We start from the raw sequence: 25,258 nt of genomic DNA, 5'->3' as shown, positions 1-25,258 counted from the left end.
ATCAAAACTTCTCCTTTACTTTCTTTCCGAGCAATCCTTGGGGCATAAAAATAAGGACGATCAGGATCAGCAAAAACGCGCTGGCATCCTTGTAGGCAGAACTGTAGAGAGAGAATACCTGCTCGATGACCCCGAGCAGCAGTCCGCCGATCAAAATTCCGAGCGGATTGGTCAATCCCCCGATAATGGCAGCAGCAAAAGCCTTTAAACCGAGTGTTGCTCCCATGAAAAACGCGGTATTGGTGATCGGTCCGACCAGGATGCCGCCGACGCCGGCCAACATTGACGAGAGAGCAAAGGCGAGTACCGCCATCCGCCTTGGGTTAATGCCCATCAGCGACGCAGCATCCGGGTTGAAAGCGACAGCAGCGAGAGCCTTTCCGAGCAGCGATCGGTTCAGGAAGAAAAACAGGCAGGCCATGATGACGATGGCACAGATCGCGACAAAGATCTCGTGCTTGGTGATGCCCACGGAACCAAATCGGTAGACCTCATCTCCAAAAGGGGACGGAAACGGGATCACATTTCTCCCCCAGATCAGCATCGCAATATTGCGAATCATCAAGGAAACGGCAACCGTACTGAGAATCCAGCCCACGGACAAAACGTGGCCGAGGGGCCGAATCGCTCCCCTCTCCAGCCCCCAGCCAAGCATGGCCATAGCCGCTGCCACGACCACCATCGTGACGAGAACTGATACAAACAGGTTCATTCCTGCAGAAGTCACCGTACCCAATGTTGTCAATCCCACCAAAGCGCCCAGCATCAGAAAGTCTCCCTGGCCGAAGTTCATCGTCCGGTTGGTCACAAACGTAATGTAATAGCCTTGGGCAATAATCGCGTAAATGCTCCCCAGAATCAATCCGCTCACGATGGCTTGCAGCAATAACACTACCTCCTCTCCAGATCTTCCGTGCCACGAAGTCGTCAAGAGAACTTCGAAGCGCTAAGGCTTGACGATTACGCCGTCCCTATAGGTCGCCAAAAACATATTGGAGCTGGTCAACGCTTCGTGATTCTCTTTTGTAAACGGCTGTTCCCCAATCGCCGTGATGCCGGTAAAGCCGGTCATATTTTCGATAGCGTCCCGTATCGCCTTCGGGTCTGTTCCCGCTTTCTTGACGGCCTGCAGGATCAGCTGCATGCAATCGTACCCTTGAGCCGATGCGATCGGGAAGATGTCTTCGCCGTATTTGGCTACCACCTTGTCGTGAAATGCTTTTGATTCAGCGCTTTGATCGATCGTAAAGGACTGAACCATGTAAACGTCCTTGTTGACCAGATCTCCCACCAGCTCTTTCACTGTCGGGTCCCCCATCGCCCAGGACGCGACCGTCAGCGGATAGTAGTTCAGCTTTTGCCGGGATTTCAAATATTGAGCCGCCTCCGGGGCAAGACCGTAAAAGATCACGACTTCAACCTGTGCATCGCGCATTTTGCTCAACTGCGCCTCCATGTTCGTATCGTTTACCTGGAACGACTCGGTTGCGGTCAAAGTCATGTTGTATTTGTCTTTCAGCACGCCTTCCACGTCCGTCTTGCCGCCCTGCCCGTAACCGGTCGTATCATGCAGCAGACCGATCTTGGTCAATTTTTTCTCTTCCACGACCCACTTCAGGATGGTTTCTACCTGCCCCTTGTCATAGGGCGCTACCCGAAAGATGTAGTTCTTGTCCTCCTTTTCATAGGTCTGGGTAATGGTCGTTCCCGTCGCGACCGGGATGATCTCCGGCACCCCGGCTTCCTGAGCAAACTTGATGTGGGCTTTTGCATTTCCGGAGTTGGCAGGCCCGACAAAGCCGACCACTTTGTCCTGCTGTATCAATCTCTGAACGATCTCAACCGATTTCTCGGGTTTGGCCTCGTCATCGTACACGATCAGCTTCGCTTTCTTGCCATCAGCTCCGCCCGCTTCGTTAAACTCGTCGACCGCCATTTGGGCAGCCCGCTTGACCGCTTCCCCGAACTTGGCCGTTCCGCCGCTGAGCGAAATCGCCAATCCGACGTTGAACTCTCCCCCGGAGCTCTGGCTGCCGGGTGCTGCTCCCGCCTGCGTCTGCCCGCCGGATTGACCGCCTGAAGATTGGTCCAGCTTCGGTCCGCATCCCGCTGCCCCCACGGCAAGTACCATCGCCAACGTAAACCACCATCTTGCCTTTTTCACTGCTGCCAGTCCCCCTCTTACCCAAAATTATTAGTGCATGACATATCCGCCCGAGATATTGATGGCCTGACCGGTGATTGCCGCAGCTTGGTCAGATGCGAGAAATACCGCAAATTCGCCAATTTCCCCCGCCTCCAGCAAGCGGTGCTGGGGCACGTTTCTGAGAATCACCTCTTCGAGCACTTCTTCTTCTGGTACCTGGTAGCTTTTTGCAAGATCAGCCAATTGATTGCGGACGAGCGGCGTATCCACATACCCGGGGCAAATGGCGTTACAGGTCACACCTGAGTCTGCCGCTTCCATCGCCGTCACTCTCGTCAGTCCGATAATCCCGTGTTTTGCAGAACAATAACCGGCTTTAAACGGAGCACCGATTTTGCCATTGATCGAGGAAATGTTGATGATTCTGCCCCAGCCCCGCTGTTTCATCTGGGCAAAAACGGCTTGTGTCGCCACGAATGGTCCTACCAGCATGACCTCAATCATTTTTTGAAACGTCGCAGGATCATACGTCTCAATCGGAGAAACATGCTGGAAGCCGGCATTGTTCACGAGGATGTCGACAGCGCCAAGCTCTTTTTGGCAAACAGCAACCATCTCGCGGATCGAAGCGAAGTTGGACAAATCCGCCTGAATGGCGATTTTCTTTTGGCTGTCCCTCGCTTCCATGGAGTCAACAGCAGACCGCGCCTTCTTTTCGTCGATGTCAGCGATGGCGATCTGACACCCCGCGGCATACATTTTTTCTGCGATCGACAGCCCGATCCCGCTTGCCCCCCCTGTAATCAAAGCGACTTTGTCGAGTTTCAGATTTGTTTGCATAGGTCCTCCTTCCACACTTGTAACCGTTTGTAATTCAGAATATTTGCAACCTTTGTGCCAAGTGGAAAGGAGCAGAATTGATCGCTTTCTTGAATCTGAATGTTTCATTTTTGCGACACATTCTTGATTCAACTTTGCGACATGTTGCGTTTTTGCGACGATCATTCGTTGGGTATCCGGTGCTTTTCCAGCTTCCGGTACAAGCTTGCCCTATGTATGCCTAGCAGTTGGGCTGCCTGGACTTTGTTTCCGCCGCAGTGAGCCAGTGCAGCTTCGAGCACGCGTCTTTCCGTCTTGGCCACCTCCGCCTCGAGGTCAAACGAAGCATTTTCACTGTCAACAGTCACCTGTCTGTCCAGCAAATAAGGCGGCAGATGCTCCACCTCCAGCTCCCCCTGTTCCGCCAACTGTACGGCCCTCTCCAGCACATTGTTCATTTCCCGCATGTTGCCCGGCCAACGATGCGCCAAAAAAATCTCCTGTACCTGCCGGCTGATGCCTGTTACATCGGTATACAGCTCGTTGTTCAGCTTTTTGATCAGCTCATGGGCCAGCGCAATGATGGAGAGTCCGAGCACCCGGAGAGGCGGCAGGTTAATCGTGAAGACATTCAGTCGATAATACAAATCCTCGCGAAAGCTGCCTTCCCGAATCAATTTCTCCAAAGGACGATGGGTGGCCGCGATGACGCGAATATCCACGCTGACCGGTCTGGTCGCTCCGATCCGCTCCACTTCCTTTTCTTGCAGGACGCGAAGCAGCTTCGCCTGCATATCCAAAGGCATGTCCCCGATCTCATCGAGAAACAGCGTCCCGTTGTTTGCCAGCTCAATCTTGCCGGGCTTTCCTCCTTTTTTCGCTCCGGTAAACGCTCCGTCTTCGTACCCGAACAGCTCTGCTTCCATCAGATCCTTTGGGATGGCGGCACAGTTTACCCGGACGAACGCTCCATCCGCCCTGCTGCTCTCTTCATGGATTGCATGAGCAAACAGCTCCTTACCGGTCCCGCTCTCACCGAGGATCAATACCGAGGATTTCGTTTGCGCGATCCGTTTGGCCAGATGGACGGCTTCTTTCATGAGGGGGTGCTCGGCAAAAATATGGGCGAACGAGTATTTCGCTCCCATCATCCGCTTTAGCTCCTGACGGTAAAAGTCCAGCTTTCGCTCCATGATGTTGTAGCGTTCCACGATACTGCGCAGCTCGCGCAAATCGCTGAATACGACCTTGCCCAATGCGCCTACCGTCTCCTCCCCTTCCTTCAGCGGCATACGGCTTACGATGATCTCCCTGTCACCGATCCGCATTAGCTGGTCTATCTCGGGTTTGCCGCTCTTGATGACGAGATGCATTCTCGTATTTTCAATCACTTCCGTAACATGGCGTCCGATCGCCTCCTCAATCGTCGTGCCTAAAAAATCGCAGTAGCTTTGATTGATCATCGTAATGATCCCGCTTTTGTCACACATGACAATTCCGTCATATAGCTGCTCGACCAGCTCTTTGAACTGATGCAGCTCGCGTTCTTGTTCGGTCCACCTTCCGAGGCTGTCTGCCATATGGCCCAGAGGCTGAAAAATGGAAATGCCACCTACCACTTCTCCTGCAACAGAGAAAGGGAGGCGGTCAACGAGAAAAAGCTTTTCGCCATAGCGAATCTCTCTGCGTAAACTGGGTCGTCCCTGGCTCATGACCTGCAGCATATCAGAGCCGGGGGCAATACTGCTGATCGGCCGCTCCACAATCTCTTCTCTCTTCAGTCCCAAAAGCTGTGAACCGGCCGTGTTGACAAAGGTAATCATTCCATCCCGATCAACCAAAACAATCCCGTACGGAATCAAGTCTAAAAATTCGATCAATTCAATCTGCATCGGATTACCTCCTTTATGCTTCCACTTTACCGAAAAAAAGGAAAAGAAAAAAGGAGCGATTCGCGCTCCCTCTAATCATGCACTAAAAATCCGTGGCGTCCCATTCACTGAGATCGTCGTGGTCTGAAACGCTTTCCGCAAATCGCCCGCAATCGGGTTCCAGACAAAGCATGCCGTCCAGCTGACCGTCATGAAAAGGCAAGCCGTGATTCCCGCCACAGTAGGGACATGTCCACATATGGTGTCCTCCTTCTTCCTCATGGTTGAAGTCCTTCCATACAGGTAGTCTGCCCCAAATGCTTCCTTTGCTAATCAGCTGCTAATCAACCTTGTTGTTTTCCCAGTATTGCAGGTAGTAGTACGGATTGATTGCCCGATCGTCTGCAGTCCGATACAGTCCGAAATGCAGGTGAGACGGAAACATGCCATCTGTCCCGGGTGGTCCATAGCCTGTCGTGCCGACAAATCCAATCAACTGCCCGGGTCTGACCGTCGAACCTACTTTCAGATCAGGCGGGTAGGCTGTCAAATGGGCGTAATACATCCGGTATTTCCCGTTTTCATCGGTGATGTTGACTCGCCACCCGCCATAAGTGTTCCAGCCGATCCGATTGATCACGCCGTCTCCTACGCTGTAAACAGGCGTCCCCTGTGGTGCCATGATGTCAATTCCTTCATGGGAGCGGACTGTTCCCGAGTTTGATTCTGTCCACTCCCGCCCAAAGCCAAAGCTGTCTCCAAATGGCTGATACTCGCTTTTGCTGTCAAATGGGAAGACGTATCTTTCCGAGAGAAGCACAGAATGGTCCACCGCGGCAGACAGAGGGTTCACTGCCTTTTTCGCGTTACCCGGCAAAAACAGCAGTTGACCCGTGAGCAGATACCCGGCGTCGTCAGCATTGTTGCCTTGAATTGCAGAAACACTTGTACCATGCCGCTTGGCGATCGTCTCCAAGGTATCTCCAGCCTGGACGATATACGGGTTTCCTCGCTCCAAACGCTTCCTTTCATTTTCGGCGACTGGCTTTGTCCAAATCTTCGCCACTTTTGCCCGTTGGTCCCACGTCACTTCGTATCCCAAGGATTCACTGACAAACCGAATCGGTACAAGTGTCCTTCTATTTCTGACTACGGGTGCTGTATCCAGCTTTTTGCGGCTTCCATTTACATATCCCACTCTGCTTTCAGGGAACACAGCCACCTGATGGGCTCCATCCCGCAAGGTCACCTGGCGTGTATCCGGATCATAGGAAACATCTGCGCCCGAGTGCTCCGCAAGCAGGCGGATTGGAACCAAAATGCGTCCGTTCTGATGAAGAGGCTGTACATCGGAGAGCACCCCTTTGCCATCTATCATCATCGAGATGACGGGGCGTGATGTCTGGGCATGAGCATCCATGCTGTGGGTTATCGTGAAAGATGTCACAAGCAAAAAAGCGCCCAGAAGCCTGCTGATAAGACGAGGGCTGTTAGTATGTACACAGCGAGTCATCTTTTTCCCCCCTATGCGTTCAAACTCGTACACATTATCGCACAGGGGAGAAAGCAGGTTCCAGACGCAAAAAATGTTAATCAGCGAGATCCGGTATCATACACTTTGCCCAATGCGGCAGGAGCGCTGGAGCGTCCAACCACACCAGCCAACACCAGGATGGTGAGAATGTATGGAAGCATGAAAATCACTTCGGTCGGGACGTATTTGGTGAGACCAAAAATTTGAACCAGCGATTTGATCGCTTGCGCTACCCCGAAGAACAGGGCAGCCCCCATCGCGCCGGCAGGATGCCATTTCCCGAAAATGAGAGCGGCAAGGGCGATAAAGCCTTGTCCGGACACGGTATTGTGAGAAAAGTTGCTGGTGGTAGTAAGCGCAATCGTTGCTCCACCCATAGCTGCCAAAGCGCCGCTGATCATAACAGCCGTGTAACGCATGCGTTTTACGTTGATCCCAACGGTATCGGCAGCACGCGGGTGTTCCCCGACCGCCCGCAGGCGAAGCCCGAATGACGTTTTAAACAGCAGATACCAGGAAAGCGCAACCAGTGCGAAGGCAATATAACTGGTCGGGTAGCCTTCGAAAATGGCATGTCCCAAAATGGGAATGTCGCTGAGCACCGGGATGTGCCACTTGCTGAATACTTGCTGCAATGTCGTCGTTTGTCCTGCACCGTTGAAAATGATCTTGGTCAGGTAGACAGACAGACCTGTTGCCAAAAAGTTGAGGGCGACACCACTGACGACCTGGTCGGCTTTAAACGTGATAGAAGCGACCGCGTGCGGCGTAGCGAATAGCGCTCCGGCAATGCACGCTCCCACCAAACCGATCCAAGGAGCCAATGAGCCGAATGAATCCTGAGCAAAGAAAGTAAACACTGCACCGGTAAAGGCGCCGATGACCATCATCCCTTCCAGCGCGATGTTCACCACGCCGGATCGCTCCGAATACATACCGCCCAGAGCGGCGAATATCAAGGCAGTGGAAAACACGATGGTATCATGAATAAGGTTGCCGATAATCACTCCCCAATCCATCAGTTTCCACCCTCCTTCTTCTGTAAAAGTGGCTTAATGAAAAACTTGACGATTCCATGCGCTGCAACGAAGAAAATGACAGAGGAGATTACTACCCGAATCAGCTCGACCGGTACCCCTGCACCGAATTTCATACCGGCAGCTCCAAATGTAAGCATTCCAAACAGAATGGCCCCCAAAATGACACCAAGCGGGGTGTTTCCTCCGATCAGCGCTACCGCAATACCGTCAAAGCCGTATCCGGGCTGTGCAGCCATAATCGATTGGTAATGGAATACGCCCAAAATCTCGCACGCTCCGCCGATACCTGCGAACATGCCGCCGACGAACATGGCATTGACCACATTGCGGTTCACATTCATCCCCGCGTATTCCGAAGCATGCGGGTTTAACCCTACAGCGCGGAGCTCGAAGCCCGATTTTGTCTTCCAGAGAAGGATATAAAAGAATACCGCGGCCAAAATCGCAAGCAACGTCCCCCAATGCAGGCGGGCACTGTCAAACATCTGGGAAAGCCATGCAAAAGAGATAGACGCCGAATCCTTGATCATTTCCGAGCGCTGCTGGCCTTCTTGAAGGTAAAACGCCTTGACAACGTAGTTGGCAAAGTACAAGGCAATCCAGTTTAACATGATTGTCGTGATCACTTCGTTTACGCCTCGCGCAGCCTTGAGCCATCCCGCGATAGCGCCCCACAGTCCCCCGGCAAGAGCACCTGCAATCACTGCGAGCGGAGCATGAATATACGCCGGAAGATCAAAAGAAATCCCTACTGCCGTAGAAGCGATCATCCCGATAATAAATTGCCCCTCGGCACCGATATTGAAAAGACCGGTCCGGAACGCAAATGCCACGGAGAGACCTGTAAAGATCAGCGGGGTAATCTGACGAATCGTTTCCCCAAAGTTATAAGAGCTTCCAAATACCTTTTCAACCAGGGACGCATATGCCTGAATTGGATTAAAACCGCCTGCCAGCATGGCGACAGCGCCCGTCAACAGGCCCAGAATAATGGCAGCAACCGGTACGAGGAACGACTCCTTGGTAAAGATGGCAATGACTCTATTCACCGTTGCCGCCTCCTTGCATTCGTTTTCCACCAGACATCATCAAGCCAAGTTCTTGCTCGTCCGTCTGTTTCGCATCAACAATGCCGACGATCTGGCCTTCGTAAATGACCGCGATCCGGTCGGAAACGTTGATGATCTCGTCAAGCTCCAGGGATAGCAACAAGACGGCCTTTCCTTTGTCCCGCTGTTCAATCAGACGTCTATGGATAAATTCGATGGCTCCAACGTCGAGACCACGTGTAGGCTGAGCTGCAATCAACAGATCCGGATCCTTGTTCACTTCGCGGGCGATAATCGCTTTTTGCTGATTGCCCCCGGAAAGAGCCCGTGCAGGGGTGTGAATACTCGGTGTCCGCACGTCAAACTCCTCGATCAGTTTGCTCGCATGCTTGTCTATTGCCGCGTAGTCCAGGAAGCCGTTTTTATTGAACTCTGGATGGAAATACGTTTCCAGCACCATGTTTTCACTCATCGGGAAGTCAAGGACAAGACCGTGCTTGTGGCGGTCTTCGGGAATGTGCGACAAGCCCGACTCCGAAATGACGCGCGGTGTCTTGTTCGTTATATCTTGACCTTTGAGCAGCACACGTCCGCTGGAGGCTTTCCGCAGCCCTGTCAATACCTCGATAAGTTCACTTTGCCCGTTGCCATCGACACCCGCGATGCCGAGGATCTCCCCGCTCCTTACTTCCAGCGAGATGCTGTTGAGCGCATTGACGCCTCTGTTGCCCATCGCCGTAATATTTTCCACAGACAAAATGACTTCTTTCGGATTTGCTTCCTTCTTATCGACACGGAAGTTAACTTCACGACCGACCATTTTTGCCGCAAGGTCGTCCGGATTTGTATCCTTTACCCCTACGGAATCGATGACTTTTCCTCTGCGGATGATGGTAACCGTATCACAGACAGCCATGATTTCTTTTAGCTTGTGGGTGATCAAGATAATCGTTTTGCCTTCTTTGACGAGGTTGTGCATAATCTCGATCAGTTCCACGATTTCTTGAGGGGTTAACACAGCTGTCGGCTCATCGAAGATCAGAATATCGGCGCCGCGGTAAAGCGTTTTCAAAATCTCTACACGCTGTTGCATCCCCACGGATATATCCTCAATTTTGGCTCGCGGATCCACCTTCAAGCCGTATTGATTGGACAACTTCTCGACTGCTTTGATGGCACTCTGCATATCTATCTGTAACCCGGATTTCGGTTCATTTCCTAATACAATGTTTTCTGTAACCGTAAACTTTTCTACGAGCATAAAATGCTGATGAACCATTCCAATACCAAGATCATTCGCTACGCTGGGGCTGGTGATTTTCACCGGCTTCTCGTTAATGAGGATTTCGCCCTCTTCAGGCTGATACAAACCGAACAAAACATTCATCAGTGTGGACTTGCCAGCGCCATTCTCTCCCAGGAGGGCGTGGATTTCCCCTTTTTTCACAACAAGGTTGATGTTGTCATTGGCAATAATGCCGGGGAAGCGCTTTGTGATACCGCGCATTTCAACAACAGTCTGTACAGGTTTCAACCATGTTCCCCCCGTTTTTGTGGGTCTAGTGTAGAAGGTAAAGAACAAGGCTAGTCGCTCGAACTAGCCTTGTCCGTGTGCAGTCTTAGAGGTCTTCTTACTTTTCTGGTACTGTAATTTCGCCTTTAACGATTTTTTGCTTGAACTCATCTGCCAGCTTCAATACGTCTTCAGGCACATTTTTCTTCGAGGTTTCTGCCAGGCCTACACCGTCTTCAGCCAGACCGAGCCATACGATTTTTCCGCCTTCAAATTTGCCGTCGATCACGTCTTTGGATACGCGGTAAACAGCTTCATCCACGCGTTTTACCATGGAAGTCAGCGTTACTTCATCACCAAATGTCAGGGACTGGTCTTTGTCTACACCAATTACCCAAACATTTTCGCCTTTGGATTTGCGGTCTTTTGCTTCGTTGAACACGCCATCGCCAGTTGCGCCGGAAGCGTGGAAAATGATGTCTACGCCTTGGCCGTACATTTGGGATGCAGTAGATTTACCGAGGTCAGGCTTGTCAAATGCACCCGTGTATACTTTTACTACTTCAACACTTGGATCAGCTGCTTTTACACCAGCTTCAAAGCCAACTTCAAAGCGCTTGATTACTGGGATTTCCATACCGCCCACGAAACCAACTTTTTTGCTCTTGGACATTTTCGCCGCTACGACACCAGCCAGGAAGGAACCTTCATGCTCTTTGAACAGAACGGATTCCACGTTTGGCGCGTCTACTTCTGCGTCGATGATAGCGAGCTTGCTGTCAGGGTTTTCAGTAGCTACTTTCTTCACGTGGTCACCGATAACGAAACCGATACCCCAAGTCAGATCCCACTTGTCTTTTACAAATTGAGTCAAGTTCGGGATGTAGTCAGCATCAGAGGTGGATTGCAGGTAGCTTACGTTGTCCTGCGGCAGGTTCAGGTCCTTCTGCAGTTTTTGCAGCCCTTCCCATGCACTTTGGTTAAAGGAGTTGTCGTTTACCCCGCCCACGTCGGTAACCATGCCGATGCGTGCAGTAGGCGCTGCTCCGCCTTGGGCTCCCCCTTCTGCTCCACCTTGGTTAGCACCACCTGGTTGTCCTTCTGGTTTGCTTCCACAGCCGGCCAAAACCAAAGACAGGCTAAGGGTTGCCACGGACAGGACAGAAAGTACCTTTTTCATGTCAGAATACCCCCTATTTTTAATGAGATGAAATTGTTGAGTGAGGTTTCCCTCACGTGTTACAACCGTCTGCGTACAACGTGAAAGTGAAATTTGTCAGCCCGAAAGTAATTGTGTGAATACAAGACAGGCCGTTCACTTTCGTCGTAGTGAATCTGTTTCAAGAGCAAGAGAGGCGTCGCCTTGTTGCACTGCAACAGGGGAGATACCTTTTCGCAATGTCCGAGCGGTTCCATATCGGCAATCGCATAAGCGATGCGGATCCCGGTCACGGACTCCAGCCACTTGAAAATAGATTCTCCACCCTCCGTATAGCCTCCAGGTACCAAATGGGCGGGTATGCGGTCAAAACAGTAGACCACCGGTTCCCCATCTGCCGTGCGAATCCGTTCTACCATGAGAACGCCCTCTCCCGGATTGAGAGAAAGCTTTTTCCGCTCTTCCTCCGCAGGTTCGCCGTAAGCTGTACGCAAAATGGTTGTGCCGGCAACATAGCCTTGGCGTTCGATTGCATCCGTCACACTAAAGAGTTCCCCAATTCCACCTGAAAAAACAGGTCGAGAATTAATAAAGGTCCCCACACCGTGTCTCCGAATGACAATCTTCTCTTCTTCAAGCAAGCGAAGAGCTTCCCGCAGCGTCGCTCGGCTCACACCCAACTGCTTGGAAAGGTCGGCTTCGGAAGGTAGACGTTCACCGGGTTTTAGCTTCCCGGAATCGATGTCGCTTTTGATCTTGTCCATTACCAAGAGACAAAGCGAACGGAAATTCCCCTTGATGCTCATCTTCCTCCACTCCTGCTTCCTCAGCTATTCGAATAGGTAGGACGTCAGACCTCTTGAAATCAAGAGAGGATAACAACAATTTCCTTCAATCCCGTAAAAATTGTACCCTAGGGGCGAATATCATGCAAGCCAATTTTTTTGACTAGATGACAGTTTTCTGACGATCGTCTCGTCTCTGCGCCCCGCAGGTACATATATGAAAATCATGTTCATTTTAGGAAATGTTGCTCTCGGGAGTGGGCCTTGGCAAACGCACTTCTCTCGGCTTGCTTCCCTCGTAAGGCCCCACGACGCCTTGTGCCTCCATCATGTCAATCAAACGGGCCGCACGTGTATACCCAACCCGCAGTCTGCGCTGCAGAAGCGAAGCCGATGCCGTCTGGGCCTCTACTACGACTTGGACAGCCTGGTCGTACATATCATCGTCGACTACCGGCTGCGCGTCTTCTGTTGTCTCTTCCGGAATCATGTCTTCCTGGTAGCGTGCCTCTTGCTGTTCCTTGACAAACGTTACTACTTCCTCTACTTCCTTGTCAGAAACATAGGCCCCCTGTACACGGGTCGGCTTGGAAGCGCCCATCGGCAAATAGAGCATGTCTCCGCGTCCGAGGAGCTTCTCCGCACCGCCCATATCCAGAATGGTTCGGGAATCGGCCATGGATGATACGCCGAAGGCAATCCGGGAAGGGATATTCGCCTTGATCAATCCCGTGATGACATCTACTGACGGGCGCTGCGTAGCGATGATCAGATGGATCCCCGCCGCACGCGCCATCTGGGCGAGACGGCAAATCGCATCCTCCACCTCACCGGGCGCGACCATCATCAGGTCTGCCAGCTCGTCCACGATCACGACAATGTAAGGAAGTGGAGCCCCTTCTGCCTGCTGGTTGTACATCTCAATGTTGCGGCTGCCTGTCTTGGCGAACAGATTGTACCGCCGCTCCATCTCAGCCACGACTTTTTTCAGCGCAACCGAGGCTCTTCGCGGGTCAGTGACTACCGGTGCCAACAGATGCGGGATGCCGTTGTATACGTTTAGCTCGACCATTTTGGGATCGACCATCATCAGCTTTACTTCGTCCGGGCTTGCTTTGAATAGAATACTCATGATCAACCCGTTGATACATACAGACTTCCCGCTGCCCGTAGCGCCTGCGACGAGCAAATGCGGCATTTTCGTCAGGTCGGCAACGATCGGCTCGCCAGATATATCGCGCCCGAGGGCAACCGTCAATTTCGCGGAGGCATCCTGGTAAGAGGCCGATTCCAGCACCTCTCGAAGCGAGACAACCGCAACCTCGGAATTCGGGATTTCGATCCCGATCGCTGATTTTCCCGGAATAGGCGCTTCGATGCGAATGTCCTTGGCAGCGAGCGCCAGCGCCAAATCGTCTGTCAGACTGACAATCCTGCTCACCTTCACCCCGGTTGCAGGCTGCACTTCATAACGGGTAACGGCCGGACCGCGGTGAACCTCGGAGACGATGGCATTGACCCCGAAGCTTTTGAGCGTTTGCACCAATTTGTTCGCGTTGGACGTATGATCGACATCTTTGCCTGGAATGTACGCCTTTGGTCGGGTCAGCATCTGAATGCTGGGGAGCACATAAGGAACGCTCGGCTGCGCGCCTTCCTCCTCCAGCGTGCCAAAGATCTCTTCGTCCCCCTCAAGCGAAAAGGTAATCTCGCGCTCTACCAGTGGCTTCGTGCGAGGAGTTGCAATCGCTTCCTCGTCCGCCTCGCTTCCCTGCTCGGTCACCAGCCTTTCCGCAAAATCGCGAATAAGCGGTGCGCTTGCATGCTGTGTCTGCTCTTCTCCGCCTGTTCCAGGCTGGCTGTCCCCGGAAGTGGCAGCATTGCCGGCATCAAAGGCTTGTGTTGCGTTCGACGCGGCTGCCATCTGCGCTTCCTTGGCTTTCTTCGCTTCGCGCTCTTCTTCAGCCAGTTGCTTCCGCTTTTCGCTTTCATTTTGCAGCATTTGAACAGAATCTTTGACCGAATCTTTCATCTTGGCATACAGCAGAGCGATTTTGTCTCTCGCAAAAATGGCGATGTCCACGTAAGAAAGGTTGAACAAAAACATGATTCCGGCCAAAATCAAAAAGCCGATAATCAATCCGGTACCGATCGGCCCGACGAGACCATTGCATAGAGCGAAAAATACCGCCCCCACCATCCCGCCGCCGACTCCGGTCGTCGACACCTTCTGGCTGTGGTCAAGCCAGATCCGATCCCAGGTGACGCGGATGATGCTCTGATCGGAAAACGTTCCTCCAGCCGTTACCTGCTTGTACAAAAACATGTGATCCCAGGTCAAAACAGCGACAAGTATGAGCAGCAATCCAAAAACGCGCAACGACATCCGCGGCGGTTTTCGGGTAAACATCATATGTACGGCCAGCCCCATGATCAATAATGGGATGGTAAAATCCCACGACCCGGCCAAAAAGCGGAATAAAAAGGCGAGAATGTTCTTTCCAAGCCAGCCGCTTTCCAAAAGTCCGATGAGACAAAGCACGATCATGACCAGTCCCAGCAGCTCCAGTTTGACAACAGAGGCAACTGCCGCTTGCGACTGTCTTTTTGCTCTTCTACTCAGGTGGCATGCCTCCTTTCTTTCGTTTCCATCACTCATCTATCACTCAAAAAAAGTCCGGACGTATAAAAAGGCAGCCGTTTGTAGGTCGGCTGCTGTTTGTCCACATCTAGTATAACACAGGAAATTCATAGAAATACAGGTCTTATTGCCCGAAACCTTCCGGCCGAAAACGGATCACTTGACCGGGTGCAAACGCCGGGTTGAGATAGTCCTGCGGATTGGGACTGATCAGGCGAACCATCTTGCCCTCGTAAGGACCTGTTTGCTCAACCACCATAGTCGCCTCACCCATCGGGAGCTCACGCAGGACTTGTTTCTCTACCTGATCCATCCCTTCGAACACTACTTCCATCGGGACCACGGAATAGAAAATCACTGCAGCACCTTCTCTCCGTTCCGGGCTTTTTCGATCAGCTCGTTCAGCTTTTTCAACGCCTTGCCGAGCCCTCCTACCTCGTCAATCAACCCGTACTTGACCGCATCTGCTCCGATGACATTGGTGCCGATATCCCGCGTCAATTCGCCTGTCCTCAGCATCAGCTCGCGGAACTGGTCCTCTGTGATCCTGGAGTGGCGGGCGATAAAGCTGACGACTCGATCCTGCATTTTATCCAGGTATTCAAAGGTTTGCGGGACACTGATCACAAGGCCGGTCAAGCGTATCGGGTGAATCGTCATGGTCGCCGTTTCTGCTATGAAGGAATAGTCGCCAGCGACGGCGATTGGCACGCCAATACTGTGTCCTCCTCCAAGGACCAGTGTAACGACCGGTTTCGAGAGAGAAGAGACCATCTCCGCGATCGCCAAGCCTGCCTCTACATCTCCCCCGACCGTATTCAAGATCACCATGACTCCCTCAATTTTGCTGTTTTGCTCTGCCGCAACCAGTTGCGGAATGATATGCTCGTATTTCGTCGTCTTGTTTTGCGGCGGCAGCTGGATGTGACCTTCCACCTGTCCGATGATCGTCAAACAATAAATATTGCTTTCCAGTTGAGGAACATTGGTTTGCCCCAACTGCGTGATGGAGTCGAGCAAACGCTTTTTCGGATCTTCTGCACCCGGAGGCTGGCCAGGCTGTTGCGGTTCTGTCGGCGCGGTTTGCGGGGCCTCCTGATTGCTCCCAAAAGGGGGGCGATTCAAATAATCGGGCCTTTGTCTGTTTTGCATGAATCCTCCTCCTTCGCTGTCTGTGATAGTATGGGTCGCAGGAGGAGAAAAGATGCAAGCTTTGGAAGACAATCCGTTTATTTACCGTTCGCCAGCTTTGTCAGCTTTGTCAGCTTGGCGATTGTTTGGTTGTATTCCGCCTTGTTTTCCGGATTTTTTTCTTCCTTCAGTTTTGTGAGCAGCTGTTTGGCCAGCAGCTTCCGCTCATTTGGAAATTCTGCGTTGAACAGCTTCAAGTCATTGTCAACCAAATAGTTAACATACCAATAGAAATTCCCTTTGTAGACAGCCGGGACATCGAGCTTGCCAAGTCCCTCCATAAAGGAACGGTACCACTGCAGCTTCATCGCCTTTTTCTTGTCGGCAGCGATATCTGGAAGCTTGGAGACCTCATATAGGTTTCCAAGAGAGATGGCATAATCCTGGTAGTATCGTTCGTTCTCTGTGATCGTCTGATTATTGGTTTTGATCATTTCAATGATTCTGTCTCCCAGGGAAAAAGACAGACTGCCTTTCCCTGCTGTTCCAGGCATCGCTTTGTAAGTGTTGTAGATCGAAAGAACAGCCTGTAATCTTTCATCCAGCTTCGCTGTGTTGTCTTTTTGCAGATCATCTAAAAATTTCACTGTATATTTTTCGGTCCAGGCGTGTACAGTCTCAGGGTACGCTGATGCCAACGGCTTATGAAATTCTTTAAGGACATTCATCGTAAAAGCGTGCCCCCATTCAAAGCGGGCAAAATGTCCACCAGGGATATGGTCCCGGTACTTGTAAATGTCCTCCCGAAAACGGTCGAGAGCTTTCTCTACGCCTTCTGCATACTGGTAAGCAAAATTGATATCCCTGTCCTCCACCCACTCTTCTCGCAGGTCGTCCCAGAGGTGCAGATTGCTTGCGACGCGGACAGCCTCCTGCAGGATCTTCACTTCATTCGGAGAAACGTCCTGCATTGACCCGACACGTGCAAACATGTCGAGCACAATCCCCTTTATTTCCTCTCTCTGCTGAGAGTAGGGAGCGGAAACCTTTTGCTCCCAGACAAGCTGCAGTATTTTCGTTTGCTGCAGATACAGATCGTTCAACCGCCGCAAAAGATACAGTTGATCGGGTGAAAGCTCAGCACCGTTAGCCATGTCGGGATATGCGAAAAAATCGGGTCCAATCTGATGGGACCATCCCCTCGTCGTCCGGCATCCCATTGTGCACTCTTTGTTTCGTTCTTCGGCCAGCTGTTTTTGATCCGTTTCTTTCATTTTTTTGACGATGGCAGATTCGGCCCACACTTGGGATGAGGGTACCAGCAAGCAGGCTACAATCGCCAGAGGAATGATCTTCGTTTTCAATATGATCGCTCTCCTTTGCTTCTAAACACATATAAGGGAAGAACCTTCAAGAAATACGTGTAGCATGTAATGTGACGTTGTACGCTTCGTGATTGTTTCAATCCAGGACTGTCAGCAACTTGGGAATTACATCCCGGGCATGGGATTGGTTCATTTTACCGTGCTATTCCATTTTTTTCAAAATAAAAATAAGGAGAGCAGGGCAAAAGCCTTGGCAAGTAGTGCAGGGCCACTAATTTCGCTGCAGTAAAGAGGCTTTTCAAGAAAAATAAAACAAGCCGAAAACCCTTGTGCAAACAGGATTTTCGGCTCGGATGTTGCTTGTAAGAAAAAAGCATTTTTAAACTTCCATTTTAATAGAAGAAACTCGTTTAAGTTACTTCCTCTGTATGAACCGCATTTGTCTGCGGTTCTTTTTTACTTTGATGTTTTGATCTATACCACATTTACTTATGTGCGTTGTCAGTTTGGTTGTCAAAGGCGTTGTCGATCACACCGACCTGAAATTTGGAGCGACTGGTATCCACTTAATGCGAAGGCGGGTCTTCTTTACTCCATGTCAGCTGCTTCATTACTTCATTGACCTTCTTCTGAACTCCCTGCAGCACAATGTTATCGTGCAGCCGGAGCATCTCCACCTGCCCGCGATGCGACCATATCACAAAGTATTCCCGTTGATCGTAAAACTCTTTGACAATCCGAATACCATTCTACCGTAGCTCTTTGGCCGCCTCCCTCTCCCGGGCATAGACTGCACTGCCCATGGCACGGATTCCGTTTGACAGAATACCCGGGATTTTCAACGGGGCCGATTGGGTTAATGCCAGATCGTCCTTCGAATATGAAACGGTCTTGTTCAAAATGAACCAGTTGTGAAGTAACTCCTTTGAATCCATCCTATATCACCTGTTCGTATTATATGCGAACGTTAGTTCGTTTATCAAGGCAAAAAAATACTCCACGTGTTGTGAAGTATTTATCGTGCAGAATATTTGATTGTTGATGACGCCTTTCTACTTTCACAAACTAATTATTCGTCTTCAGACCATTTCAACCTCACCTTTAGATCGTTAAAATAACTAAACTTAACATATCGATCATGTTGCAAGCGACCAACAATTATTCCTGGAGCAATCCTTAATTCATTGGCAAAGGCCACTATCTTAGCTCTTGAAATGTTACCTTCCAATAAATCAGTGTATTTATCCGGCGGCATCAAAAAATCGGCCGCAAATTTATTGGCCTCTTCTTCTTGATCACCATCATTATTGACACCCTCCAAAAAATACCCCTTTTTTCCATGCAACAAAATGTGGCCAGCTTCATGAAAGAAAGTAAACCAAAGGTGGTCATCAGTTTTGTATCTTAGACTTAATTGAATCAATGCTTTGTTAGGCGAAATCCATCGGGTTGCTCCGTTCACTCTGCATTTTGGAATTTCGGGAACAAAAACTACACAAACGCCTGCATCCGCACATAACTCAATCATCTGTGGGACAAAAATCTCTGGAGGTTGAGTCGTTAGGAGTCGAATTTTTTTTAATGCTTGCTTAAAAGCGGATGTATTGTATGGTTTGCACTTTATATCATGAGCTTGCAGTTCTCCTTGCCGTAGCCAAGCAGCTACCGCCCCAACTTCGCTTTCGTAAGCTGTAGATTTGCGGAAGACCACTTCTTGTGAGTAAAACAACTTTTGCCAGTATTCTTTCCAAGCATCAACAGTGGCGCAACCAAAGAAATTCAGGGCGTTTTTTACTTGCTCGGCATTGTCACTCCCCTTTTTAATCCATCCTCTGTCTAATAAAACCTTTAGTGGGAGTTGTTTTAACCAATTTACCTCTGACTCCAGTTGCTCCCGTTCTTCCAGTTCGGCAAGCTTTTCACGATAATTAGCTTCCAGGTTATTCCAAAAAGTCGCCGGCACTCCTAAAACTCTTTCGAACTGCAGTGCTGTCCTCGGAGTAATAGCAGCTCTTCCTTTAATAATCCCATTTATATGTTTGGCTGTTAACCCGGTCCTTTCTGCAAGTTCGGATTGGCTCATTCCAAAAGCTTCGATCGTCTCCAATAAGGTTTCTCCAGGGGCCACGACATAATCAGGGTTAAAACTATAAAGTTGTTTAGTCATGATAATTCACCACCTCGAGAATAATTACTGAAGTGACTAGCTTCCTGTCTATACTGCCATCCGCTTTGCGAGGTACTGGGTCTTCTCCCGGTGTAAAGATAAGCCTATGCGGATGTTTTAGGTCAACTGCAAATTGTCCCGCCCTTTCTCCATTCAATTCATGGCAGCGGGCAGGGGGCAAGTGGCTGATGTCATCCAAAGAATTAGCCGCATTTAACTCAAAGAGGCGCTGCTGTATTTTCTTAGAAATATCAACCCCGTACGTTTTATCTAAGTTTTTCTTTGAGTCGAATACCCTTGCTATCCTCTTATTAGCATAGTATATGTTCATTATTGTCTCCCGTCAAACTTAAATTAACCAAGTTGGTAAATTTTTTGTTGTACGTTAGCTGTGTACCTAAGGTCATATAACTTTCAGGATAATTAGAACTATTAAGTAAGTCAATATGAGCAGGGAGAGACAATGAGACATTTAATTATAGGTTAGAACATCTGATATTTATATTTCAGAACAGGCAAGGAGGCTTATTTGATCTCTCGGAGTGAGGCGAGACCGCAATGTGCTGCTATCTATTTAATGCCTAAACAGCAAAAGCCCCTCCCCGGTGTTAAACCGAAGGGGGGCTAAATTTAGGTTTTCTCGTCGCGCCTATATCCAGTTTTTTTGTTTATGCAAACACACTGATTCTTCAGCAATACGGTTTTAGTAGGTCCATCCCACTCCACCTGCAGGTCGAGGGCAGCAGCAAGTTCTCGAGCTGGAGCATAGGCAACGCCAGCTTCTATTGTCGCCGTTAGGTCCTTTCCGTTCACTCGCACCTGCTTTGTCTCTGGCACCCATTCCAGAGTAACCCCGAGAGCTTCCGAGACAGCACCAACTGGCAGTACAGAAACACCGTTCCGAAGATCACCTTGAGCTGGGATGCGTATGCCATTTATCTGAATGTTCACTTTCTCCACAGATTTATCAACAGGCGGTGTGGATACTTTGGTCGTCAGCAAGCCTGCCAGCAGCTCCGTGATCGCCTTCCCATAATCAGCTGCAGGCGCCCACTTCCCGCCGAGTGATTCCACCGTCTTGGCTGTCCCGCGTACTGATGGGAAGTGTCGTGGGTCGACGATCTCGCCCTTTACTTCCACACCGGCATACAAAGCCAGATGCTGAAGATGTGCCCGGACTCCTTCCTCGTCATTGAGGAACCGGGCGTGTGCAAGGGGATCGGTATTGCTGCCGCCCTTGGTTGTCTTCAGGCCGCACCAGTTATGGAAATCGCGGGATACGACCCCACCGAACCGCCCGAAGCCGGTCTCTTTCGCTGCTTGGGTGTAGCCGATTTCTGGACGGATTCCCAGCTCGGCACCAACGCGCCAGTACACGGATGCCAGATCGATGAAAGCCTGAGTTGCTTTCTTCTGTCTTGCCCACTCTTGGGCTTGCTCGACGGTAGCTTGGGATTGTCCGGCTATTGGTGTGCCTGTTGTGGCTGATCCGGCCTTCTTCAAGCCGTATACCTCGGCAATGGCTTGGACGATGGTTGCCGCGCACTTACGGCGGTACTCGTCGCTCTTGAGCAGCTCTGCCTCTTCCCGGTTGGTCATAAACCCGCATTCGATCAGGATCGCGGTCATTTTCGTTTCGCGCAGGACGTGCAGGTCGCCCGCCTTTACCCCACGATCCCGGCGGCCTGTGGCCCGGATAAGGGCACGCTGCACAGCTTCGGCCAGCTTCACGGCTGCGGCAGGGCGCGTGGTGTAGACAAACGTCTCGATACCGTTAGCTTCGTTCCAGTTGTTGCCGAAGGCGTTTGCGTGGATGGAGACAAAGGCATCTGCTTTCCAGGCGTTCGCCTTATCTGTGCGTTCTTTCAACGGTACGTCCCTGTCGTCAGCATGGGTGAAAAGGACCTCTACACCTTCGTATTGCATTAATCCATCCCGGACATAACGAGCCACAGCGCTATTGAAATGGAATTCCCGCATGCTGCCGTCTGGTGTTCGCTTTCCGGGAGTGTCCGGCCCGTGTCCGCCTTCAATGACGAACCTCATGACTTATCACCGTCCAAATATTTTTCTTTCTCTTCTCGCCTTTTGATGGCCCGGGCCAGTTTGTGCTCCACTTCGTCAGATACAGCATTCATTGCCCACCCAGGAACCCATTTGTCCCAGCCAGCTCGAATAACATTGGCCGTCATGCTTTTCCATATGTGCAAGCCGAATGCCGCAACCAGAAAACCAAACGCAGTACCAGGCATGCCTGTCACTTGATCAACAAGGTTCCCAATAGCAGGCATAAAGAGAATGAAAGCCGTCCGGAATGCACCTTCAATGCCGTATTCCGAGGCATAAGAGCCATCTATCTTTGAAGCCCTATATCCAGATATCCAGTCCAGGGCAATGAGCATACCAAACAGGGTCATGGTGATATACTTTGCAGGCCCTTCTCCGTAAAGAAAATGAAACGTGGTAAGCAGAAAAGCGCCAATTGCGCCTGACATAAATGATTCTTTCATCTTCGCCGCCTTCTTTCGTAACAAATGAGGGAGCCGCCTGCTGCAGCTCCCCATGAAAAAACGCCTCTCTCATTTAGAGAAAAGGCGCTTACGCTACTTCTTGAGCAGCGAGGTATTCAGCTACCGGTACGCGGTAAGCTTCGGGGACCGCTTTCTCCCCTTCAGCTCCAGTTGGCTCAATCTGCCAGCCACCGGACTTTACAAGCAGTCCGTAAACCGGAATCATGTACTGCTTCACCATCATTGACCACCTCCTTTCAGAGCCTTTACTTCCGCTTCAAGAGTGGTGACTCTTTCCTTCAGGCTGGTCATTTCCATGTCCATGAAGGCTACAGTCTCCAAAAGCATCTGTACCTCTGGCGCTAAACCTTCAGTATGGCCAGGTGTCTCCACCCAATCACCAAAGGTTCCGTCCGGATTTCTTTTTCGGTATCGCACTACTTAAACACCCCCACCAGCATTGTTGCTGCTTGCGTTGAATTTTCGTTGGTTCTGGACAGTGTTTGCTTGAAGACCACGTCTGCTTTCGGCGAAGCTGCAGTGCCGATGAACTGGTCCTCTGTAATTTCCGTGTTTAAATCTACGCTGTCTTTACTGCAGGAGATATACTGCTCCGGGTGCCCTGCGTCAACAAAAGAAGCCTCTGCATCGATAACCAGGTCGCCCTTTTCTCGTTTCTGCCAAGCAAGGATCTCCTTCACTGAACCGAGAGGCGGGAGTATTTTGTAACGAGCAACGCCCTGTTTCATCGGCTTTTCTACGACTTCGTTTTTGACATTGAAGGTCCTGACGGTTGAGGCTCCGAACTGGTCGGTGGCTGTGATCGTGACCGTGTTTGTGCCGGCCTTCAATTCGCTCACCTTGAACGGGAACGACCAGTTGCCGCTCGAAACGCCGCTCAGCAGTGTTTTCTCTGCTCCTGTACTCAGCTTTCCTTTGACCGTAACCGTGTTGCCGTCTGGATCGGAAGCAGTCCCGGAAAGCGTGATCGTATCAGGCGGAATCAGGCCCGACTGTACAGGCGTGAAAGTGTTGACGGTAAGGGCTGGTGCTTTGTTGTATTTGACCGTAAAGGACCTGGTTACGACCGCCGACTGCCCTCCCTGGTCATCTACAGCCCAGACAGAAAGAGTATGGGTCGTACCCTCCGCCAACAGCCCAGACACGTCTGTTGAACCATCGTAAAGACGGCCGCCGCGGTACGTCAGTGCCTTCGAGAAGGGAATTGGGCTGCTGCCGTCCGAAACCCCAGAGGAAAGATTCAGCTCAGATCCGTTGTTAATTTTGTACTTCACCGTAACTGCGTTTCCGCTGTCAGTATCTTTCGCGCTTCCCGCAATGCTGAAAGTGTTTCCTTCAGTTAACACCTGGTTGTTGGATGTTGACAGGGATACCGTTGGAACAGAATTAAGAACTTCAAGAACGGGTCGCCAGCCTGTAGAACTCGAACTGGAAATGTTTCTGATCGTTGAAATCTGTCCAGCTGAAAGCTCTCCTCTGAGCCTCCTTGTGTCAGAAACTCCATCACTTTCCTGCACCATCGTATATATATACATCCAGTTCCAGAATCGATTAAGTTCGCCCTTGAATTGGATATTCCAAGCGTCCAAGTCTCCGTAATCGCTTCTGAAATCTGAACTACTTGGTATAGGAAGGCCAGGTATGTTCGCTTTGTTTAACACATACCTATTCCACTCGTTATCTCCTGATTGCGCGTCAGAATTGGTCATGCCCCCTGTCAAAACTCTCAGGGTATATTTTTTGCCATCAATTGTAACCGGAGTCCCCGAGACTCTTCCCATATTGTCTAAATCGACAGGCCGGAAATAGCACAAAATCGCCCGATCGCAAATCAGAAGTGTTTTATTCCCGTCTCGTATTTTATGCCAGTACAACTGATTTTCTTCGGCCGGGTTGGTGTTTCCAATACTCCACCCACTTAAAGGCTCAGTCCAAGCTGATGGCAGGTTCCCTTTTCCAATGTTATAATTTGGGGCTACATCGGGAACCCATGGCTTTGTCGGCCTTGGACGAGCAGCAGAGCCGTAGTATAGCGTCCCGAGCTTAACGAGGCCAAGATACTCTGGACGATTAACTTTAACCAATATTGCGGAAAAGGTGGTTACTTCTCCGAAGTTATCCCGGACAGATACCTCAAACTGGTTCCTGTCGTTGGTGTAATCTGACGATCGGAACGTGTAATCAACCGATGAGTTTCTGGATATCGAAGTCCAGTCTTTTTTGACGGTCCCGTTCAGTTTAATTTGGTACTGAAGAGTGTCTGCCGGATTTGAATCGTCGGCTGTCACGCGAATGGTGAAGTCGCTTGTCCCCATATAGATGGATTGCCCTTCAACAAGTGTTTGATTGTTCGCAGCAGACTGAATAGTTAGTGTTGGAGGTTTATTTAGAACTAATCTGATTAACTCGATACCAAATGCTCCATCGCCAACTGAGCGAGAACCTGTCCACATACCACTACCGTTAACCAAGGTATAGCAGTGCCTTCCTCTAAGAACAGGAACCCCGAAAGCCTTCCCGTAATATTCCGGTTTATCCGATGGGTAAGTGTTTGTAACGGCATATAAATACCCATCTTCAAAGGTGTAGGATTTAATATCGCCAAAGATCCCTACTACTTCCCACGGTATAGAGGGGTTTATTTTCATTCTACGTAATCTTACATTGTACGATCTACCTTCGCCGTAGCCAGCACTTACGCTAATGGTCCCCTTTAACCTGCCCTTATTGCCAATTAATACATAGTTTCTGACAAGGATAGGCGACCCAAATCCAAGTCCGTAATATATTCTGCTATCAGCGGAATCATTCATCGCTGCATACAGATAACCATCCTCAAATGTATAGGTATCGGTGTCGTTGAACACCCCGACATCTTCCCAAGCGTACTCCATGTTCCTCCCCCTTTCTTACGTCAGTAAGATCGTGATCGTATGAGTGCCCCATCCGCCGATCCGCATTTTCTGTGCCGCTGTATCCCGAACCACTGTAGACCGGGCGACCAGGGCGCCCTTCTTGTAGCTGTTTACCAGCTTGACCACCGTGATCGATTCCGCTCCAATTGCCGTGATCCGCTGATTCTCGAATGCCACGTCGTCGCAAATCGTGACCTCCTGGCCGACTTTTAAGCCAGCTGTAGAAGCGACCGGGATAGTGACTGCCGAAGTGCTTGAAGCCAGGGCTGCGGTGCTGTACGTCTTCGTCTTGTCCAGAACCAGCACCGGATCGTCAAGGCCGTCATAGGTGTCAGCGAAACGCGCCTGCGCTCCGTCGACGTCGTGACTATCCAGGTCAAGGTGGGCCTCAATCCTTGTTACCCGCCGTTCAAGCCGGTCGTAAAGTAAATAGGCTCCCTCAATCCCATCTTCCATATGGTTGAGTCTGATTTCATCGACAAGAGTTCCGGCCAGCACGTTGTATGCTGGCTCGATCAGCATCACACCTTTTGCAGCGAGCTCAGGGTCGGGGTGCGGCTGAATCGTATAGGCCCCTGGGAAATCCACTATTCGGTTGATATGCGTCTGCTTTTGATACCTCTCTATCACTG

The 25,258-nt window shown here is 50.6% G+C and carries 25 protein-coding genes; all 25 read right to left on the bottom strand.

Translation table 11 applies throughout. The features are described 5' to 3' along the window. Position 1: 1 nt before the first annotated feature. The 25 genes from EDM54_RS01825 to EDM54_RS01715 all read right to left on the bottom strand — a co-directional run bounded on the left by EDM54_RS01825 (position 2) and on the right by EDM54_RS01715 (position 25,256). A complete protein-coding gene (locus EDM54_RS01825) occupies positions 2-892 on the bottom strand; it encodes a branched-chain amino acid ABC transporter permease (RefSeq protein WP_259676336.1) in 891 nt (296 codons plus the stop codon). 54 nt (positions 893-946) lie between these two features. After that, positions 947-2,164 (bottom strand): ABC transporter substrate-binding protein, encoded by a 1,218-nt coding sequence (locus EDM54_RS01820; RefSeq protein ID WP_003385798.1) that lies wholly within the window; start codon positions 2,162-2,164, stop codon positions 947-949. A 30-nt stretch (positions 2,165-2,194) separates the two neighbouring features. Further along, entirely contained in the window at positions 2,195-2,986 is a 792-nt protein-coding gene (locus EDM54_RS01815) for a 3-hydroxybutyrate dehydrogenase (RefSeq protein WP_003385799.1), read from the bottom strand. Between the two features lie 161 nt (positions 2,987-3,147). Further along, complete coding sequence (locus tag EDM54_RS01810) at positions 3,148-4,857, bottom strand: sigma-54-dependent Fis family transcriptional regulator (RefSeq protein ID WP_003385800.1); 1,710 nt, start codon at positions 4,855-4,857, stop codon at positions 3,148-3,150. Between the two features lie 82 nt (positions 4,858-4,939). Next, positions 4,940-5,095, bottom strand: a complete 156-nt coding sequence (locus EDM54_RS26315) for a hypothetical protein (RefSeq protein WP_170208368.1) — start codon at positions 5,093-5,095, stop codon at positions 4,940-4,942. Between the two features lie 81 nt (positions 5,096-5,176). Then, the gene (locus tag EDM54_RS01805) at positions 5,177-6,349 is read right to left on the bottom strand and encodes a stalk domain-containing protein (RefSeq protein ID WP_039071453.1); all 1,173 of its coding nucleotides are present in this window, start codon (positions 6,347-6,349) and stop codon (positions 5,177-5,179) included. Positions 6,350-6,429: 80 nt separating this feature from the next. Beyond that, a complete protein-coding gene (locus tag EDM54_RS01800) occupies positions 6,430-7,389 on the bottom strand; it encodes an ABC transporter permease (protein WP_003385802.1) in 960 nt (319 codons plus the stop codon). Continuing rightward, entirely contained in the window at positions 7,389-8,459 is a 1,071-nt protein-coding gene (locus EDM54_RS01795) for an ABC transporter permease (protein WP_003385804.1), read from the bottom strand. The genes EDM54_RS01800 and EDM54_RS01795 overlap by 1 nt, the downstream gene beginning before the upstream one ends. Continuing rightward, positions 8,452-9,993 carry an ABC transporter ATP-binding protein gene (locus EDM54_RS01790; RefSeq protein ID WP_003385807.1) on the bottom strand — a complete coding sequence of 514 codons (1,542 nt, stop codon included), beginning with the start codon at positions 9,991-9,993 and terminating at the stop codon, positions 8,452-8,454. Before EDM54_RS01790 ends, EDM54_RS01795 begins: the two co-directional genes overlap by 8 nt. A gap of 97 nt (positions 9,994-10,090) precedes the next feature. After that, positions 10,091-11,152, bottom strand: coding sequence for a BMP family lipoprotein (locus EDM54_RS01785; RefSeq protein ID WP_003385809.1), 1,062 nt, complete (start codon positions 11,150-11,152; stop codon positions 10,091-10,093). Between the two features lie 59 nt (positions 11,153-11,211). Further along, the gene (locus tag EDM54_RS01780) at positions 11,212-11,937 is read right to left on the bottom strand and encodes a GntR family transcriptional regulator (RefSeq protein WP_003385811.1); all 726 of its coding nucleotides are present in this window, start codon (positions 11,935-11,937) and stop codon (positions 11,212-11,214) included. 214 nt (positions 11,938-12,151) lie between these two features. Next, on the bottom strand, positions 12,152-14,575 hold the full coding sequence (locus tag EDM54_RS01775) for an FtsK/SpoIIIE family DNA translocase (protein ID WP_122957665.1): 2,424 nt from the start codon (positions 14,573-14,575) through the stop codon (positions 12,152-12,154). 106 nt (positions 14,576-14,681) lie between these two features. Then, the gene (locus EDM54_RS01770) at positions 14,682-14,915 is read right to left on the bottom strand and encodes a YlzJ-like family protein (protein WP_003385816.1); all 234 of its coding nucleotides are present in this window, start codon (positions 14,913-14,915) and stop codon (positions 14,682-14,684) included. Next, positions 14,912-15,709: a ClpP family protease gene (locus tag EDM54_RS01765; protein WP_003385817.1), complete on the bottom strand. Its 798-nt coding sequence runs from the start codon at positions 15,707-15,709 to the stop codon at positions 14,912-14,914. The genes EDM54_RS01770 and EDM54_RS01765 overlap by 4 nt, the downstream gene beginning before the upstream one ends. Positions 15,710-15,786: 77 nt before the next feature. Then, positions 15,787-17,052: a hypothetical protein gene (locus EDM54_RS01760; RefSeq protein ID WP_122957664.1), complete on the bottom strand. Its 1,266-nt coding sequence runs from the start codon at positions 17,050-17,052 to the stop codon at positions 15,787-15,789. A gap of 527 nt (positions 17,053-17,579) precedes the next feature. Continuing rightward, positions 17,580-17,714, bottom strand: a complete 135-nt coding sequence (locus EDM54_RS26845) for a hypothetical protein (protein WP_255320328.1) — start codon at positions 17,712-17,714, stop codon at positions 17,580-17,582. Positions 17,715-17,762: 48 nt separating this feature from the next. Further along, positions 17,763-17,948 (bottom strand): hypothetical protein, encoded by a 186-nt coding sequence (locus tag EDM54_RS01755; protein WP_122957663.1) that lies wholly within the window; start codon positions 17,946-17,948, stop codon positions 17,763-17,765. A 134-nt stretch (positions 17,949-18,082) separates the two neighbouring features. Then, on the bottom strand, positions 18,083-19,180 hold the full coding sequence (locus EDM54_RS01750; protein ID WP_122957662.1) for a HigA family addiction module antitoxin: 1,098 nt from the start codon (positions 19,178-19,180) through the stop codon (positions 18,083-18,085). Continuing rightward, complete coding sequence (locus EDM54_RS01745) at positions 19,173-19,511, bottom strand: type II toxin-antitoxin system RelE/ParE family toxin (RefSeq protein WP_122957661.1); 339 nt, start codon at positions 19,509-19,511, stop codon at positions 19,173-19,175. Before EDM54_RS01745 ends, EDM54_RS01750 begins: the two co-directional genes overlap by 8 nt. Before the next feature lie 299 nt (positions 19,512-19,810). Then, positions 19,811-21,226 (bottom strand): N-acetylmuramoyl-L-alanine amidase, encoded by a 1,416-nt coding sequence (locus EDM54_RS26310; RefSeq protein ID WP_183189144.1) that lies wholly within the window; start codon positions 21,224-21,226, stop codon positions 19,811-19,813. After that, on the bottom strand, positions 21,223-21,690 hold the full coding sequence (locus EDM54_RS01730) for a phage holin family protein (RefSeq protein WP_170208369.1): 468 nt from the start codon (positions 21,688-21,690) through the stop codon (positions 21,223-21,225). Before EDM54_RS01730 ends, EDM54_RS26310 begins: the two co-directional genes overlap by 4 nt. Positions 21,691-21,778: 88 nt before the next feature. Next, the gene (locus tag EDM54_RS26305) at positions 21,779-21,934 is read right to left on the bottom strand and encodes a CD1375 family protein (RefSeq protein WP_170208370.1); all 156 of its coding nucleotides are present in this window, start codon (positions 21,932-21,934) and stop codon (positions 21,779-21,781) included. Continuing rightward, a complete protein-coding gene (locus EDM54_RS01725) occupies positions 21,931-22,128 on the bottom strand; it encodes a hypothetical protein (RefSeq protein WP_122957659.1) in 198 nt (65 codons plus the stop codon). The genes EDM54_RS26305 and EDM54_RS01725 overlap by 4 nt, the downstream gene beginning before the upstream one ends. Next, positions 22,128-24,605, bottom strand: coding sequence for a hypothetical protein (locus EDM54_RS26300; protein ID WP_174768856.1), 2,478 nt, complete (start codon positions 24,603-24,605; stop codon positions 22,128-22,130). The genes EDM54_RS01725 and EDM54_RS26300 overlap by 1 nt, the downstream gene beginning before the upstream one ends. A gap of 15 nt (positions 24,606-24,620) precedes the next feature. Then, the gene (locus EDM54_RS01715) at positions 24,621-25,256 is read right to left on the bottom strand and encodes an integrase (protein ID WP_122957658.1); all 636 of its coding nucleotides are present in this window, start codon (positions 25,254-25,256) and stop codon (positions 24,621-24,623) included. Between the last annotated feature and the right edge of the window lie 2 nt (positions 25,257-25,258).

The sequence above is a fragment of the Brevibacillus borstelensis genome, assembly GCF_003710865.1.
Lineage (GTDB): Bacteria > Bacillota > Bacilli > Brevibacillales > Brevibacillaceae > Brevibacillus > Brevibacillus borstelensis.
The sequence above is the reverse complement of the archived record's forward strand: the minus strand, read 5'-3'. Positions and strand labels throughout refer to the sequence as shown.